This window comes from Serratia sp. root2, assembly GCF_031931805.1.
Lineage (GTDB): Bacteria > Pseudomonadota > Gammaproteobacteria > Enterobacterales > Enterobacteriaceae > Serratia > Serratia inhibens.
Window position 1 is genome coordinate 160,183 of record NZ_JAUJXB010000002.1, and the last position, 16,809, is coordinate 176,991.

Consider the following 16,809-nt stretch of genomic DNA (forward strand, 5'->3'; position numbering starts at 1 on the left):
GGAGTAGTGGTCATGATTGATTCGCCCCGTGTATGTATTCAGGTACAAAGTATCTACGTGGAATCACAGTCGATACCTGAGGAAGAACGTTACGTCTTCGCTTATACCATCACCATCCGCAATCTGGGGCGTTTCAACGTACAGCTGCTGGGCCGTTATTGGTTAATCACCAACAGCAATGGCCGCCAAACCGAAGTTCAGGGCGAAGGCGTGGTCGGCGAACAGCCGCTCATCCAGCCCGGCGGTGAATTCCAATACACCAGCGGCGCGGTTCTTGAAACGCCGCTGGGCACCATGGAAGGCCATTACGAGATGGTTGATCATCAGGGTCAACCGTTCCGCACCGCTATTCCCGTGTTCCGCTTAGCTATCCCAACGCTGATTCACTAACTATGTCGACATATCTTATCGGCGACGTTCATGGCTGTTTTGATGAACTGCAGTCGCTATTGGCTCAGGCTGCCTTCGATCCGCAAAACGATCGGCTGTGGCTGACCGGCGATCTGGTCGCCCGCGGTCCCGGTTCGCTGGACGTATTGCGCTACGTGCGTTCGCTCGGCCCCTCGGTGCGCATGGTGTTGGGCAACCATGATCTGCATCTGCTGGCCGTCTATGCCGGCATTAGCCGCAACAAACCCAAAGACCGCATTACCCCGCTGTTGGAGGCCCCGGACGCCGATGAGCTGATCAACTGGCTGCGGCGCCAACCGGTGCTGCAGGTGGATGAAGAGCTCAAACTGGTGATGGCGCATGCCGGCATCACGCCACAGTGGGACATCGAAACCGCCCAGCTGTGCGCCCGCGAAGTAGAAGCGGTACTGAGCAGCGACAGCTATCCGCTGTTCCTGGATGCCATGTACGGCGATATGCCGAACAACTGGATCCCGGAACTGAGTGGGTTGGCGCGCCTGCGTTTCAGCACCAATGCGCTGACGCGCATGCGTTACTGTTTCCCGAACGGTCAGCTCGACATGATCTGTAAAGATGCGCCGGGCACCGCCCCTGCACCGCTGAAACCCTGGTTTGAATTGCCGCGCTTAGTGGATCCTGAATACACCATTATTTTTGGTCATTGGGCATCGCTGGAAGGTAAAGGCACGCCAGAGGGTATTGTGGGCCTTGATACCGGCTGTTGCTGGGGAGGCGATCTGACCATGTTGCGTTGGGAAGACCAACGGTACTTCACTCAACCTTCGCACCGCCGCGACATACTTGACGGCGCGAATACGCTGGCAGCGTCATGATAAAACCGGGGCGGTTCGACGCTGCCCCGGCCTTTTCTGCTTATAAACTTAAGCGCCAATCACCCCGCCATCCTCACGCGTAATCATCAATACTGACGAACGCGGACGCGGACTGTTGTTCGGGAAATGAGAATCGCCTTCTTCACCCGGGTGCTGCACGTTGACGAACATCGTCTTGTAATCCGGCGTGAAGGTGATGCCGGTCAGCTCGCACGATTTCGGCCCAACCATAAAGCGACGGATTTCACCGCTCCGCGGGTCCCCCACCAACATTTGGTTATTCCCCTGCCCGGCATAATCGCCCTTGTTGCTGTACTTGCCGTCGGTGAGGATCCACAGGCGCCCTGCCTTATCAAAACCTAATCCGTCCGGGCTGTTAAAGGTGTTATCTGCGGTGATGTTCGGCGTACCGCGATTGACCCCTTCCGGGTGCGCGATCGGGTTGCCGCACAGCGCATAAATATCCCAGGTAAAAGAGGCTGCGGTAGCATCGCCGCCCTCATCCCAACGGATAATCTGGCCGTAAACATTGTTCGGTCGCGGATTGGCGGCGTTCAGCGGCATCCCTTCTTCACCCCGCTTGCTGTTATTGGTCAGCGTGCAGTAAGCGCGCCCGTCATGAGGGTTCACGGCGATCCATTCAGGGCGATCCATCCTGGTTGCCCCCACTTGCGCCGCTGCCTTGCGCGCGAAAATCAACACCTCAGCCTCATCGCGGAAGCCGTTTTCCGGCGTCAGGCCGTTTTTGCCGAACTCCAGCGCAATCCAGCGCCCCGTCCCCTTCAGCGGCGTGCCGCCGGCGTCACCGTCAAACTGCGCCACATAGAGTGTACCTTCATCCAGCAGGCTGCGGTTATTGGCCGGATTGGCGATATCGACCAGGCCTTTGGATACGTACTTATAGATATGTTCGCCACGCTCGTCGTCGCCCATGTAGACCACCAGACGCCCGTCTTTGGCGACGGTCACGGCGGCATTTTCGTGCTTGAAGCGGCCCAGTGCAGTGTGTTTGATTGGCGTTGACGTAGGGTTCATCGGGTCGATTTCAACGATCCAACCGTGACGGTTGAATTCGTTCGGGTTCTTCGCCACATCAAAGCGATCGTCATAGTCAGGCCAGTTGCGCTCCGGTTCGCTGACCTTCAGCGTATAGCGCTTCTGTTCCGCCGTGGTCTTGTAATCGGCCTGGTGGGTACCGAAATAGGTATCGAAATTCTCTTCGCAGGTCAGGTAGGTGCCCCAGGGGGTTTTACCGTTAGCGCAGTTGCCGAAGGTGCCCAGCACCTTGCGTCCGGTGGGATCGGCCGCGGTTTGCAACAGCGGATGGCCGGCTGCCGGGCCGCTGAACTGCATCTCGGTGTTGGCGGTGATGCGGCGGTTATAGCGCGAAGGACGTTCCACTTCCCAGCGTTGGCTATCCCCGGTGCGCTTCACCGCCACGATGGAAACGCCATGCGCCGCCTGGGATTTACGTACGTCCTCCAGGCTGGTGGCCTTGCTGCCGCCGTGGGCGAACAGATACTGCTCGTTAACGTATTCGTTGTTGATGGCCATCACGCCGTGATTGTCATCAATCGGGAAGAAACTCATGCCGTCATTGTTGTCGCCAAACTGCTTTTCCTGATCGGCGGCGCTATTGTTGCCCTGGGGGTCAAACGCGGCGGCGCCCTCCACCAACGGCTCCCCCCAGGAAATCAACACCTCGGCGCGATACCCCGGCGCGATCACCACCTCATCCACGGTGGAGGCCGCAATGCCTTTAAAGCCCAACAGCTTGTTCGGTGGCAAATCTTCGGCCAGCGCCTCGGCGGAAACCGTCCAGATACCGCCGCCAAGGAAACCCGCCAGGCCCACAGCGCCTGCGCTGCCGAGCAGCAGTTTACGACGGGTAGGATCGGTCAGGCGGTCGGCGTCTAATTGCTCAATTTTGCTCGTCATGGTTTCATTTCCTTTTTTAATGGCGCCGCGATCAAAATTCACCAGAGTTGCCGGGCGCTCGAAGTTGAGCTTCATACTAATCAGGAAGTGTGACGAAAATGTTACAACCAAAGGGCGCAAAAACGACAAAGGGCACAATCTCTTGTGCCCTTTGGGAGAAGGTGACTAACGCCCGAAAATCAACGGCGTTCTAAAATCTCAAAGCAGTAACTGTGAGAGTTCAGTTCGTCAGCGTCATGGAATTCGCTGAACGAGGTTTCCCACTCGTCCGGCTCATAGTCCGGGAAATGGGTGTCGCCACCGACTTCAGCGTCGATATGCGTCAGATACATGCGGTCAGCACGCGCCAGGAACTGGGTGTAGATATGCCCACCGCCCATGACCATCACTTCTTCGACATCACCGGCCGCAGCCAACGCTTCGTCCAGAGACGTAGCCCAGGTTACTCCGGTTTCACTGCCGGGGCGGCTGCTTAAAACGATGTTATGGCGGCCCGGCAGCGGACGACCAATGGACTCGAACGTTTTACGGCCCATAATAACCGGTTTATTCAGCGTGTTACGTTTAAACCACGCTAAGTCCGCCGGCAGGTGCCACGGCATGGCGTTTTCCATGCCAATAACGCGATCCGCCGCCAAGGCAGCGATCAGGCTGATAATCATTGTTAAACCCTGTGTAGGCAGCAAAATTGCTCACACTATACGTAAAGGCCTATCTGCCGTCGATAGGCTAATCAAGCAAGATGAATATATAAGATAGCTCTTATCAGTATATCTAATAACCAGGGTTTACGGCCGTCGGATTTCATACCCCGGGACGTTTTCGATACAGCCACAACCCCGGCAATGACAGCCCTATCGATAACGCGCCAACGATAAAACACGCCTTGAGAAAATGGGTCATCATGGTGGCCATCAACGCCTCGCTGTAACCCAGGTGCGAAATCTCCACTACGGTGATCATCGCGGTATAAGCGGAGATGCCCGGGAACATCGGGATTACCGCCGCCACGGTAAACACCTTCGGGTGCGCCAACAGCCAACGCGACCAGTAAATACCAATCATGCCGATTAAAATCGCCGCCAGAAACGACGCCCATTCGATGTTCATGCCTGCATGTATCATCAGCATGCGCGAACCCCGGCCGACTGCGCCGAGCAGGGCGCAATAGCGTAGCGCGCGCAACGGCACGTTGAACAGCATGGCGAAACCCAGCGCCGGTACCGCCGCCAGCAGCATCTCTTGCAGCAAAGCCCACAACAGACTCATGACCACCCCCGCAAATCCCACAGCGACATCGCCATCACCACGCCGATACAGGTAGCCAGCGTCAGCAGGCTGGCCATCGCCCAACGTGCCAACCCGGTATTGACGTGGCCTTTGAACATATCCGCTACCGCGTTAATCAGCGGGAACCCCGGCACCAGCAACAGCACGCTGGCGGCCATCGCCACGGTGGAGGTTTCGCTGAATGCCGGTAGCCGCAATAACAGGCCGGAAACCGAGGTGGCGACAAACGCCGTGAGGCAAAAGTTGATCAGCGGATTCATATGACGGGCGGTGAGCATCTGGCGCACCCACATCGCCAGGCCGCTGGCGATAAAGGTCACGGCAAACGCCTTGTTGTCGCCGCCGTTCAGCATGCTGAAACAGCCGCACGACAGCGCCACCATCAGTACTACCAGCCAGCGCGGATAACGCAGCGGGCGAATTTTCGCGAAGCGCCGGGCGACATCGTGCGCATCCGCCAGCCGATGCTCCGCCAGAATGACGATATGCTGCACCTCGGTCACCATCTGCATATTGATGCCGCGATCGATATTCTTGCGCGTGGTGGTCAGGCATTCGCCATGACTGATGGTGGTCAACACTATCGCATTGGCCGAAATGGAGCTTTCCACGCTGTCCATACCCAGCGCTATGCCCAGCCGGGTCGATAACTGTTCCACCACCATGCTTTCGGCGCCGTGCTGCAACAACAGCAAAGCGCATTGAATGCACAGGCGAGTGATTTCACGTTGTTGCCGGTGCGGCCCCGGCATTTCGATCGTTGCGGTTTGATTCATAGTGTCCCATGGTGCGCCCTGAATAAAAGTTCATCATATTGCCTAACAGGGCCCCAATGGGTTGATGCTAATCAGGAGAAGCGGCGTTATTATCAGCGCAATGACGCCTTTTGTGCAGAGACACAAACCATGCTTGAAACTTCGCTGTTCGTCGCCGGCCTTGCCGCCCTGGGCATGTTGTCGCCCGGTCCGGATTTTTTCCTGGTGATCAAAAATGCCGCCCGCTATCCGCGCCCAGCGGCCATGATGACCGCCGTAGGGGTGACCTGCGGCGTCGCTACCCACATGTCTTACTGCGTTGCCGGGTTAGCGGTGGTGATCACCACTACCCCCTGGCTGTTCAACGTGCTGAAATATGCCGGTGCGGTCTACCTGATCTGGGTGGGTATTCAGGCGCTGCTGTCGCGCGGGGGCGGCAAGTTGAACGTCAGTAACCTGCCGCAGCAACAGGTGAGCCTGAAAAGCGCTTTTGTTCAGGGCTATCTGTGCAACCTGCTCAACCCCAAAGCCACGCTGTTTTTCCTGGCGGTCTTCACGCAGGTGCTGCAGATCGACTCCGGGCTGGGCGAAAAACTGTGGTACGCGGGGATTATCCTGGGCCTGTCCGCCGTCTGGTGGCCAGTATTGGTGTTCTTGTTCCAGAGCGGACCGGTGCGTCGCGGGTTGGAAAAAACGCAGAAGGTGGTCGACAAGCTGCTGGGTGGCATGCTGATCGCGCTGGGCATCAAGGTTGCGCTGAGCTGATTTACCCGTCATACCTGTCGCCGCAGCTTTGTTGGCTGCGTACATTTACCCCGGTCACTTGGTTCACCAAGCTCCCGGGGATTCACGTACTTGCCGCCTAGCTGCAGCACCAGGCATTTTGGGTAAAGATCACCATGGTTAGCCTTTGGCTTCCACCACTTCGTCTTCCGGTGCCTTGCCGTCAATACTGCCGCGCCAACCGGTTTGCGGTACCTGAGCCAGCCGGTTTTGATCCTGCTCAATGGCCGCACTGAGCATTTCCTTAGCGCGCTGCAGGCTGGCGATGCGGAACTCGGTATCCTGGTAATTCTCCAGCGTGCTTTCCAGCATCTTCAGGTTGTAGCGGCGGAAGGTATCTGCCTTTTCCCTCGCCTCGTAGGCATCCAGCCCCAGTAACTCCAGTGTCTCACGGCCAATGCGCAGCGAACTTTCGAAGGTTTCGCGTTCCGGGCTTTCCACCCCTAACTGCCGCAACTGATACCAGTGATCGACATCGCGCGCACGCGCCACGATTTTCAGGTGCGGGAAGTGCCGTTTGGCCAGTTCGGTCAGTTGCAGGTTGGCTTCCACGTCGTCGATGGCGTTAATCAGCACCTTGGCGTGCGCCGCGCCCGCAGCTTCCAGCAGATCGGCACGGGTTGCGTCGCCGTAAAACACTTTGGTACCGAATTTTCTCAGCGTTTCAATGTGGTCAGGATCGTGATCCAACACCACGGTGTGTACGCCGTTGGCCAACAGCAAACGGCCGGCAATCTGGCCGAAACGGCCGAAACCGGCAATGATCACGCTGGCGTTTTCTTCATCAATCACATCCGCCGGGCGTTCGTCCTTCGGCGCATTTTTCTCCAGCCTTGCGGCCACCACCAGTAACAGCGGCGTCGCCGCCATCGACAAGGCTACCGCCAGCGTCAGCGATTTGGCCCAGTCCGGTGGTAACACGCCGGCCAGCTGTGCGGCGCCGAAGATCACGAAGGCAAACTCACTGCCCTGCCCCAGCAAAATGGCAAACATGCCGCGCTGGCGTTTTGGCACGCCCAGCCACGGCCCAATCAGCCACAGCAACGCCGCCTTGATCAGCATAAAACCCAGCAATAGCGAGGCAATCAGCAACGGATGATGGAACAGGGTGCCGAAGTCGATCGACATACCGACACCGATAAAGAACAGCCCAAGCAACAGACCCTTGAAGGGTTGAATGTCGCTTTCCAGCGCATGACGATATTCCGAACTCGCCAGCAGCACCCCGGCGAGGAAAGCGCCCATCGCCATCGACAGCCCGGCCATTTCCAGCAGGATGCCAAAACCGAACACCAGGAACAGCGCTACGGCGCTGAACACTTCACGCATGCCCGAACGAGCGACAAAGTGCAGCAACGGACGGGTGACATAGCGCCCAAGCAGCACCACGATCGCCAACGCGCCCACCACCTTCGCCGCCGACAGCGCGAACGCGCCCAGTGTGGTGGTCGCGCCGCTGCTGGCCAACAAGGGGATCATCGCCACCAGCGGGATCGCCGCAATATCCTGGAACAACAGCGCCGCGAACGAGCTGCGGCCAATCGGTGCCGGCATCAGGTTACGCTCGCTCATCGCCTGCATGGCGATGGCCGTTGAAGACAGCGCCAGCGTCAGACCAATCAGCAACGCCACCTTCCAGTCCAGCCCGAGGAAATAACAGAACGCGCTCAGCGCCAGCCCACACCCCACCATCTGGATACTGCCCCCGCCAAACACCGAGGCGCGCAGCGTCCACAGCCGTTTAGGATCCAGCTCCAGCCCGATGATGAACAACATCAGTACCACGCCAATCTCGGCAAAGGTCAGAATAGACTCTGCGTCGGAGACCAGCTTCAGCCCCCAGGGGCCGATAATGCAGCCGGCGATCAGGTAGCCGAGCACCGAGCCCAGTCCGAGACGCACTGCAATAGGTACGAACAGCGCGGCCGATCCGAGATAGATCAGCCCCTCAATCATCATCTTGTGATTATCCATGGCCGACTCCCTGATCCGCAGGCTCACTGTGTTCCATCAGATACTCTACCAAACGCTGGCGGTAGGCCTCGCCGGCGGCAATCAGCGCCGGTTCGTTACAGGTAAAGGTATTATGCACGGCAAAATACGGTTGCCAGTTCATGCCGCAGTAGAGTGCAGTCGCCTGCAGCGGCTGCCCCAGCGCGGCGAAATTTGGGTAATCGCCCAGTTCGAAATGATGCTCGTCCCCGCCGCTGGTGACCGCCCACAGGCAGTCTTTGCCCACCAGCGCATCGCCGTCATGGCCGTAGGCCCAGCCGTGCTCCAGCACCTTGTCGATCCACAGTTTCAGCAGCGGCGGCAGGCTGTACCACTGCATGGGATGCTGGAACACCACCATATCGGCGCGCTCCAACGCACGCTGCTCTGCGTTGATATCGATGTTGAAGTCAGGATACAGCTCATAGAGCGCACGCACTTCCACGTCAGGAATGTCTTTTACCGCCTGCAGCAAACGGTGATTGGCATGCGAATGCCGGGGATACGGGTGAGCGTAAATAATCAGAATCATGGGGGTCGTCGTTCCTTCATTCCGTGCCAATACATCAAGCATATACCAATCACATAGCCTGACAGTTTGCTGAATGATTGATAGCGGAAATTTCTAATTCAAGGCAACAAATTTGCTGAACAAGATAAAAAAATAAGGGCGCTGCATGTGCAGCGCCCTCTGGCATTACGGCATCACCGGATTACTTGGTGATGCGAGCGTGCAGCTCCTGCACCGAGGTAACCTGCTCGGTCGGATCCGCTTTCAGCGCCATCGCGGTGGCAAAGCCGCCGTTCAGGGTGGTGTCGTAATGCACCTTGTACTGCAGCGCGCTGCGGCGAATCAGCTTGGAGTCCTCAATCGCCTGGCGACCGGCCGTGGTGTTCACGATGTAGGTGTACTCGCCATTCTTGATACGGTCCTGAATGTGCGGACGGCCTTCATGCACCTTGTTGACCAGACGCGGGTTAATGCCCGCCTCGCCCAGCACGACCGCAGTGCCGTGGGTCGCGTCCAGCTCGAAGCCCTGTTTCAGCAGGCTTGCCGCCAGATCCACCACGCGGGCCTTATCGCCTTCACGCACCGACAGCAGCGCACGGCCTTGTTTCTTCATGCCTGACTGGCTGCCGAGCATGGCCTTGGAGAAAGCTTCCGCAAAGGTGCGACCAACGCCCATCACTTCCCCGGTAGAGCGCATTTCCGGCCCCAGAATCGGGTCGACGCCAGGGAACTTATTGAACGGCAGCACCACTTCTTTCACTGAATAGTAAGGCGGGATAACTTCTTCCGTTACGCCCTGCTGGGCCAGCGTTTTGCCCGCCATGACCCGGGCGGCTACCTTGGCCAGCGGCACGCCGGTGGCTTTGGAAACGAACGGCACGGTACGCGCGGCACGCGGGTTGACTTCAATCAGGTAGACTTCGTTGTTCTTCACCGCGAACTGTACGTTCATCAGACCGCGAACCTGCAGTTCGAACGCCAGTTTCTCGACCTGTTGGCGCATCACGTCCTGAATTTCTTTACTCAGGGTGTAAGCCGGCAGTGAGCAGGCGGAGTCACCGGAGTGCACGCCCGCCTGTTCGATATGTTCCATGATGCCGCCAATCAGCACGCGCTCACCGTCGCAAATGGCATCGACGTCCACTTCTACCGCATCATCCAGGAAGCGGTCCAGCAGCACTGGCGCGTCGTTGGATACGCTGACGGCGTTCTGGAAGTAACGGCGCAGGTCGATTTCGTCGTAGACGATCTCCATCGCACGGCCGCCCAGCACGTAGGAAGGACGTACCACCAGCGGGTAACCGATGCCGGCCGCTTTCTCTACCGCCTGTTCGATGGTGGCAACGGTGGCATTGGCCGGCTGCTTCAGGCCCAGACGATGTACCGCCTGCTGGAAACGCTCACGGTCTTCGGCACGGTCAATCGCATCCGGGCTGGTGCCGATAATCGGCACGCCCGCGGCTTCCAGCTCACGCGCCAGCTTCAGCGGCGTCTGGCCGCCGTACTGCACGATCACGCCTTTCGGCTTCTCGATGCGCACGATTTCCAGCACGTCTTCCAGCGTCACCGGCTCGAAATACAGGCGGTCGGACGTGTCGTAGTCGGTGGAGACGGTTTCCGGGTTACAGTTGACCATAATGGTTTCGTAACCGTCTTCGCGCAGCGCCAGCGAGGCGTGCACGCAGCAGTAGTCGAACTCGATGCCCTGGCCGATACGGTTCGGCCCACCGCCCAGCACCATCACTTTCGGACGGTCGTTGGTCGGGTTGGACTCGCACTCTTCTTCATAAGTGGAGTACATGTAGGCGGTGTCGGTCGCGAATTCCGCCGCACAGGTATCCACACGCTTGTAAACCGGGTGCAGGCCATAACCGTGGCGCAGCTTGCGGATTTCGCTCTCGGCTACGCCGGCCAACGTGGCCAGGCGTGCATCGGCGAAACCTTTACGTTTCAGGGTACGCAGGAATTCCTGGGTCAGGCCATTGATGCCGGATTCGGCAACCTGCTCTTCCAGGCGCACCAGCTCTTCAATCTGCACCAGGAACCAGCGATCGACGTTGGTCAGGTTAAACACGCCGTCTACCGACATGCCGGCACGGAACGCGTCCGCGATGTACCAGATACGGTCGCAACCGGCATCTTTCAATTCGCGACGGATTTTGGTCAACGCTTCCGGATCGTCCAGGCTCACTTTCGGGTCGAAGCCGGTGGCGCCCACTTCCAGACCGCGCAGCGCTTTTTGCAGCGACTCTTGCTGAGTGCGACCAATCGCCATCACTTCGCCGACGGATTTCATTTGGGTGGTCAGGCGGTCGTTAGCGCCGGCAAATTTCTCGAAGTTGAAGCGAGGAATTTTGGTAACCACATAGTCGATGGACGGCTCAAACGACGCCGGAGTGCGGCCGCCGGTGATGTCGTTCATCAGTTCGTCGAGGGTGTAACCCACCGCCAGCTTGGCGGCGATTTTGGCAATCGGGAAGCCGGTGGCTTTTGAGGCCAGCGCCGAAGAACGGGACACGCGCGGGTTCATTTCGATGACGATCAGGCGACCGTTTTTCGGGTTAACCGAGAACTGCACGTTGGAACCGCCGGTTTCCACGCCGATTTCACGCAGCACCGCCATCGAGGCGTTACGCATGATTTGGTATTCTTTGTCGGTCAGCGTTTGCGCCGGAGCCACGGTGATGGAGTCACCGGTATGGATGCCCATGGCGTCGAAGTTTTCGATAGAGCAGACGATGATGCAGTTATCGTTCTTATCGCGCACCACCTCCATCTCGTACTCTTTCCAACCGATCAGTGATTCGTCGATCAACAGCTCTTTGGTTGGTGACAGATCCAGGCCGCGCTCGCAGATCTCTTCGAACTCTTCGCGGTTGTAGGCGATGCCGCCACCGGTGCCGCCCATGGTAAAGGAAGGACGGATGATGCACGGGAAGCCAACGTCAGCGGCAACCGCCAGCGCTTCTTCCATATTATGCGCGATGCCGGAACGCGCAGTATCCAGACCGATTTTCTTCATCGCCACGTCGAAACGGCGGCGGTCTTCGGCTTTGTCGATAGCATCGGCCGTGGCGCCAATCATGGTCACGCCGAACTCGGCCAGCACGCCCTGACGCTCCAGCTCCAGCGCACAGTTCAGTGCGGTCTGGCCCCCCATGGTCGGCAATACCGCATCCGGGCGCTCTTTTTCGATGATTTTACGCACCACTTCCCAGTGAATCGGCTCGATGTAGGTCGCATCGGCCATTTCCGGGTCGGTCATGATGGTGGCCGGGTTGGAGTTCACCAGAATGACCCGGTAACCCTCTTCGCGCAGCGCTTTACACGCCTGGGCACCCGAATAGTCGAACTCACACGCCTGGCCGATGACAATCGGGCCAGCGCCGAGGATCAGGATGCTTTTTATGTCTGTACGTTTTGGCATTTTTTTACTGCTCCTGATTATTTGGCGTTAGAACGGTAAGTCTCGATCAGTTCGATAAAGTGGTCGAACAGCGGCGCGGCATCGTGCGGGCCCGGGCTGGCTTCCGGATGGCCCTGGAAGCTGAACGCCGCTTTGTCGGTGCGGTGAATGCCCTGCACCGTATGGTCGAACAGCGATTTGTGCGTTACGCGCAGTTCGGCCGGCAGGTTATTTTCGTCAACCGCAAAACCGTGGTTCTGTGCGGTAATCATCACGCAGTCGTTATCCAGATCTTTCACCGGGTGGTTGCCGCCGTGGTGGCCCAGCTTCATCTTCACGGTTTTCGCACCGCTGGCCAGCGCCAGCAACTGGTGGCCGAGGCAGATGCCGAACACCGGAATGTCGGTTTCCAGGAACGCTTTGATGGCGGTGATGGCGTAATCGCAAGGCTCCGGGTCGCCCGGGCCGTTGGACAGGAAAATGCCGTCCGGATTCATCTTCAAGACGTCCTCTGCCGGAGTCTGCGCCGGCACCACAGTCAGACGGCAGCCGCGATCCACCAACATGCGCAGGATGTTGCGCTTGGCGCCGTAGTCGTAAGCCACCACGTGGAACGGCAGCTCGGAGGCCGGCTTGGCTTCCGGCAGGTCGCCTTCAAGCGTCCAGCTACCCTGCTGCCAGCTGTAGGCTTCTTTGGTGGTCACTTCTTTCGCCAGGTCCATGCCTTTCAAACCCGGGAAACCCTGCGCCTTGGCCAGCGCCAGCGCGGCGTCCGGCGAGTCGGCGGCGATGATGCAGCCGTTCTGTGCGCCTTTCTCGCGCAGCAGGCGGGTCAATTTGCGGGTATCGATATCGGCAATCGCCACGATGTTATGACGCTTCAGGTATTCAGACAGGCCTTCTTCGCTGCGGTAGTTGCTGGCAATCAAAGGGAGATCACGAATGACAAGGCCTTGGGCGTGTACCGCGGAGGATTCTGCGTCGGAAGCATTGGTGCCGACATTGCCGATATGAGGATAAGTAAGAGTAACGATCTGGCGAGAGTAGGAAGGATCAGTGAGGATTTCTTGATAGCCGGTCATCGACGTATTGAAGACCACTTCCCCCACTGCCGTACCCTCTGCCCCGATGGCCCGACCGTGGAATTGGGTTCCGTCTTCCAGAACCAATAGCGCTGACTTAATCAAAACACCCTCCGAGGAATAATCAATCACAATATTTGCATATTAATTCAGATATCGCGATCTAAATCAATGCAAAAACCGCCCTCAAGGCCAATTTTTGGCAAATTGGGCGCATTTTAATGATGAGTGCTCCGCTTGTCTACCCAAAGCGCCATTTTTTCTCTTATTTTTGCACTTCTCAACGTTTAATAGGGTCAGCAGCCATAAAAACCCAGCTAAACTCGGGTGAGTAAACGGTTGCGAGGAAGAATGATGAAAAAGTGCGTTTCCAAAGGCTAATTCCTGGTAATAAAACATCAACAAGGGGAATTTTTGACGATAAAACGCAAGAAAACCATGAAAAATACGAGACACAACAATAAAAACAACAAAATGAGTCATTTTTAATGTTAAAAAAAAGGACAATAAAATTATTGTCCGTTAATCACATGGTTATGATCAATACAACCACATCACGATGGTATTCAAATCGATTACAACCGGTCTAAACCGAGTACGTCTCGCATATCAAACAGGCCTTTATCGCGACTATGCAGCCAAGACGCTGCCCGAACCGCACCGCTGGCAAAAGTCATGCGGCTGGAGGCTTTATGGGTGATTTCTACCCGCTCTCCGATGTCGGCAAACATGGCGGTATGCTCCCCGACGATATCGCCGGCACGAATGGTGGCAAAGCCTATGCTCTTGGGATCGCGCTCGCCGGTATAACCTTCGCGCGCATAAACGGCGCACTCTTTCAGGTCACGCCCCAGCGCACCGGCAATCGCTTCGCCCATTGCCAACGCAGTGCCCGAAGGAGCATCCACTTTATGGCGATGGTGCGCTTCAACAATCTCAATGTCGGTGTAGTCGCCCATCACCTGAGCGGCTTTTTCCAACAGTTTCAGTACCAGGTTGACGCCCACGCTGAAATTGGCGGCGAACACAATGCCAATCTGCTGTGCGGCGGCACGAATGGCCTCTTTGCCGGCTTCGTCAAAACCGGTGGTGCCGATCACCACCGCCTTGTTATGTTCGACACAGAAAGCCAGGTACGCCAGCGTACTTTCCGGGCGGGTGAAGTCGATCAGAATATCGAAGTCATCGACCACCTTTTCCAGGCTGTCGCTAACGATAACGCCCAGCGCACCCACGCCCGCCAGTTCGCCGGCATCGGTGCCGATCAGGCTTGAGCCCGGGCGCGACACCGCAGCCCCCAGCACTACGCCCTGCGCCTGATGTACCGCCTGGATCAACTGGCGCCCCATGCGGCCGCCGGAACCCGCAATCGCAATGCGGATTTGTGAATCAGTCATGCTTGCTCTCTTCTTGATTAGACGCCTACTCCATAGGCTATAGGTTTAGGGTAACTGCCCCACAGGATCACCGCCAGAAGATTCATTTCATAATTAGAAAATTATGATATCCCCCGCTTTTCATCAGTAATGTTGTCAATAGGTTAACAACCGGTCAAATAAAACCCGTTTTTCAATTGTACATAATCATGCAAATTTGATGAGAGAAACCTGCATAAAAAAGGCGCCGCAAAGGGCGCCCAGAGGTACTCGATTACGGCTTTCAGCCGGTTAAGGCGGCCACCTCTTCGGCAATCGCCACCAATGCATCATGGCGGGCATAGTCGGCCTGTACCAGCGCAGCACGCTGCCGATAAACCGGCTGTGACAGGATCTGCTGCACGGCCTGCCGCAGTTGCGGCTCATCCGGCTCGCTCGTATGCAGGTTAATCCCGCAGCCCGCAGCCACCACCCGAGAAGCCGCCTCGAGCTTATCTTCACCGGTACCGGCGACAATCAACGGCACGCCATGATCCAGCGCGTAGTTGATCGAGCCATAACCGCCATTGGTGATCAACAGCGCCGCCTGCGGCAGCCAGTGATCGAAAGAGATAAACGGCCGTACTCTGGCGTTATCCGGCCGTTGCGCCAGCACACCGTCAACCGAGCGGCCGCCGGTGGTCGCCAGCACCCGTACCTCTAACCCGGCCAGCGCTTTCAGCGTCGGAACAATCAACTGGTGCAGATCGACATTCGCCAACGTACCCTGCGTCACGATAACCAACGGCCGAGGATCCGCTTCATCCCACTCGCACTCGCCTTGTTGTACTGCCGCCGCACCGCGCAACGGGCCGATAAATCGCACGCCTGCCGGAAGATCCTCACGGGGATACTCCAGCGCCGGGGTAGCCAGTTGCAAAAAGCGATCGCAGCCGCCTATCAACGCATCCGTGAACGGCTGCTGCAACGGTCCGCCACCGGATTGCACCATCGCGGCATTGAAACGCTGCTGTACCTCATCGATCAACACGCGAGTGGCTTCGTCCACCAGTTGTTCACGTGGCAGTTCGAGCGGCAACAGCGCCGGGGGAATGCGCGGCCCGTAGAAAATGGAATCGCGTGAAGAATACGACAACGGCGTCACACCAATACCGATCACCGGCAGACGGTCAGTTGCCTGCAACAGCGGCAATACCCCGTAAAAGCAATTTTCCACTATCAGCAGATCGGTCACCTCGGCGGCTATCGCCGCCCTGAGTTGCCGGTCCAGCAACGGGATCGGCGCAGCGAAGAAATCCTTCAGCGCCAACGCCATCTGCGCATTGCCCGGCGGCAGCGCGGCGCGTTCGGGAAAATGCTGCTCCAGATAGCGATAATCGAAATCCACCTGCGCATCGAAGGGCACAAACTGCGCGCCCACCGCTTCGGCACGTTCGCGGAACAGCGCACCGGTCATCACCCGTACCCGGTGGCCCTGCGCAATCAGGTAGCGGGCAATCCCCAGTATCGGATATACGTGCCCTGGGGTGGCGACGGCCGCCATCAGTATACTTGCCATAATGTCCCGTTATGCCTCTGCGTTGGCCGGCTTCAGCGCCAGGTTGGCGCACACCGGATTGCTCTGAATATGCACGCGCTGTAGATGACGAGCGGAGCGGGCGGTGAAACCTTCACGTCCGTGCAGCAGCGAGAAGTTATCCGCCACCACCACATCGCCCTGCTGCCACTGGTGGGCGTAATAATGACGGGGATCGTAGAGATGCTGCTGTAGAGTCTGATGGAAAGCCTCTTGCTCTGCTTGCGGTACGCCATGATATTCAAGCGCATGCTGGTTAAGGAACTTCTTGCCCTCCGTCGGCGGTTCGTTGTAACGCATGATCAACCCGCTGCCGCTCGGATGCGTCACCACCAGCGGCGAACACACCTCGCCGCCATAGTGAACCACTTGCTTGATCCGATAAGAAATAGACACCTTCAGCCACTGCGCCAGCAGCGACTCATCGGCATTGGCCAGCAGCCGCGTAGTATCGACAAAGGTGGTACGGCCACCTTCATCCTGCGACGGTGCCGCCACGCAGTGGAATAACTGAAACTCCGGAATGGTCGGTTTGTACATGCCATCCCAGTGCAACGGGACGTAGCTGCTGTCGAAAATGTGATCTTTGGCGTCCGGCTGCTCCTTCACGTCCAGTACAGCGCCGAACGGCCACATCATGATCTCTCCCCAACCGCCGGCATAGCGGGTCAGCACCTGAGGATCGGTAAAACCGGAGTCGAAGCCGCGCAGCACCAGCAAATGATGTCTTTGCGCCAACCTGCGCAGCGCCGCTACCGGCAGATCGCCGATCTGTTGCCCGGGATGCTGCGGGGTCAGCACTGCGCCAAACGGCGTATTCAGTTCAATGCGGCAATTCAGTTGTTGATTGTCCATC

At 57.8% G+C, this 16,809-nt stretch carries 15 protein-coding genes; 3 read left to right on the forward strand and 12 right to left on the reverse strand.

Annotated elements, in window-relative coordinates:
• Positions 1-12 precede the first annotated feature (12 nt).
• Positions 13-390 carry a Co2+/Mg2+ efflux protein ApaG gene (gene apaG / locus QZQ97_RS14430; protein WP_311994037.1) on the forward strand — a complete coding sequence of 126 codons (378 nt, stop codon included), beginning with the start codon at positions 13-15 and terminating at the stop codon, positions 388-390.
• Positions 391-392: 2 nt separating this feature from the next.
• Positions 393-1,244, forward strand: coding sequence for a bis(5'-nucleosyl)-tetraphosphatase (symmetrical) ApaH (apaH, locus tag QZQ97_RS14435; protein ID WP_311994038.1), 852 nt, complete (start codon positions 393-395; stop codon positions 1,242-1,244).
• Between the two features lie 48 nt (positions 1,245-1,292).
• Here apaH and QZQ97_RS14440 read toward each other — a convergent pair whose 3' ends face one another.
• The 4 genes from QZQ97_RS14440 to QZQ97_RS14455 form a co-directional block, all read right to left on the reverse strand.
• On the reverse strand, positions 1,293-3,182 hold the full coding sequence (locus tag QZQ97_RS14440) for a PhoX family protein (RefSeq protein WP_311994039.1): 1,890 nt from the start codon (positions 3,180-3,182) through the stop codon (positions 1,293-1,295).
• A gap of 179 nt (positions 3,183-3,361) precedes the next feature.
• On the reverse strand, positions 3,362-3,844 hold the full coding sequence (gene folA / locus QZQ97_RS14445) for a type 3 dihydrofolate reductase (RefSeq protein ID WP_004950065.1): 483 nt from the start codon (positions 3,842-3,844) through the stop codon (positions 3,362-3,364).
• Between the two features lie 142 nt (positions 3,845-3,986).
• The gene (locus QZQ97_RS14450) at positions 3,987-4,451 is read right to left on the reverse strand and encodes a threonine/serine exporter (protein WP_043912103.1); all 465 of its coding nucleotides are present in this window, start codon (positions 4,449-4,451) and stop codon (positions 3,987-3,989) included.
• The gene (locus QZQ97_RS14455) at positions 4,448-5,248 is read right to left on the reverse strand and encodes a threonine/serine ThrE exporter family protein (RefSeq protein ID WP_311994040.1); all 801 of its coding nucleotides are present in this window, start codon (positions 5,246-5,248) and stop codon (positions 4,448-4,450) included. Before QZQ97_RS14455 ends, QZQ97_RS14450 begins: the two co-directional genes overlap by 4 nt.
• 129 nt (positions 5,249-5,377) lie before the next feature.
• Here QZQ97_RS14455 and QZQ97_RS14460 point away from each other — a divergent pair, with 129 nt between their 5' ends.
• Positions 5,378-5,992 carry a LysE family translocator gene (locus tag QZQ97_RS14460; protein WP_311994041.1) on the forward strand — a complete coding sequence of 205 codons (615 nt, stop codon included), beginning with the start codon at positions 5,378-5,380 and terminating at the stop codon, positions 5,990-5,992.
• A 138-nt stretch (positions 5,993-6,130) separates the two neighbouring features.
• Here the strand turns inward: QZQ97_RS14460 and kefC are convergent, their stop codons facing one another.
• The 8 genes from kefC to QZQ97_RS14500 all read right to left on the reverse strand — a co-directional run bounded on the left by kefC (position 6,131) and on the right by QZQ97_RS14500 (position 16,808).
• Positions 6,131-7,984, reverse strand: a complete 1,854-nt coding sequence (gene kefC, locus QZQ97_RS14465) for a glutathione-regulated potassium-efflux system protein KefC (RefSeq protein ID WP_311994042.1) — start codon at positions 7,982-7,984, stop codon at positions 6,131-6,133.
• The gene (kefF, locus tag QZQ97_RS14470) at positions 7,977-8,534 is read right to left on the reverse strand and encodes a glutathione-regulated potassium-efflux system oxidoreductase KefF (RefSeq protein ID WP_311994043.1); all 558 of its coding nucleotides are present in this window, start codon (positions 8,532-8,534) and stop codon (positions 7,977-7,979) included. The genes kefC and kefF overlap by 8 nt, the downstream gene beginning before the upstream one ends.
• 181 nt (positions 8,535-8,715) lie before the next feature.
• The gene (gene carB, locus QZQ97_RS14475) at positions 8,716-11,940 is read right to left on the reverse strand and encodes a carbamoyl-phosphate synthase large subunit (protein ID WP_311994044.1); all 3,225 of its coding nucleotides are present in this window, start codon (positions 11,938-11,940) and stop codon (positions 8,716-8,718) included.
• 17 nt (positions 11,941-11,957) lie between these two features.
• A complete protein-coding gene (gene carA, locus QZQ97_RS14480) occupies positions 11,958-13,106 on the reverse strand; it encodes a glutamine-hydrolyzing carbamoyl-phosphate synthase small subunit (protein ID WP_311994045.1) in 1,149 nt (382 codons plus the stop codon).
• Positions 13,107-13,187: 81 nt separating this feature from the next.
• Positions 13,188-13,508 (reverse strand): hypothetical protein, encoded by a 321-nt coding sequence (locus QZQ97_RS14485; RefSeq protein ID WP_311994046.1) that lies wholly within the window; start codon positions 13,506-13,508, stop codon positions 13,188-13,190.
• Between the two features lie 68 nt (positions 13,509-13,576).
• On the reverse strand, positions 13,577-14,398 hold the full coding sequence (gene dapB / locus QZQ97_RS14490) for a 4-hydroxy-tetrahydrodipicolinate reductase (RefSeq protein WP_311994047.1): 822 nt from the start codon (positions 14,396-14,398) through the stop codon (positions 13,577-13,579).
• A 262-nt stretch (positions 14,399-14,660) separates the two neighbouring features.
• Entirely contained in the window at positions 14,661-15,920 is a 1,260-nt protein-coding gene (locus QZQ97_RS14495; RefSeq protein ID WP_311994271.1) for a glycosyltransferase, read from the reverse strand.
• Between the two features lie 24 nt (positions 15,921-15,944).
• Positions 15,945-16,808, reverse strand: a complete 864-nt coding sequence (locus QZQ97_RS14500; RefSeq protein ID WP_311994048.1) for a TauD/TfdA dioxygenase family protein — start codon at positions 16,806-16,808, stop codon at positions 15,945-15,947.
• Position 16,809 lies beyond the last annotated feature (1 nt).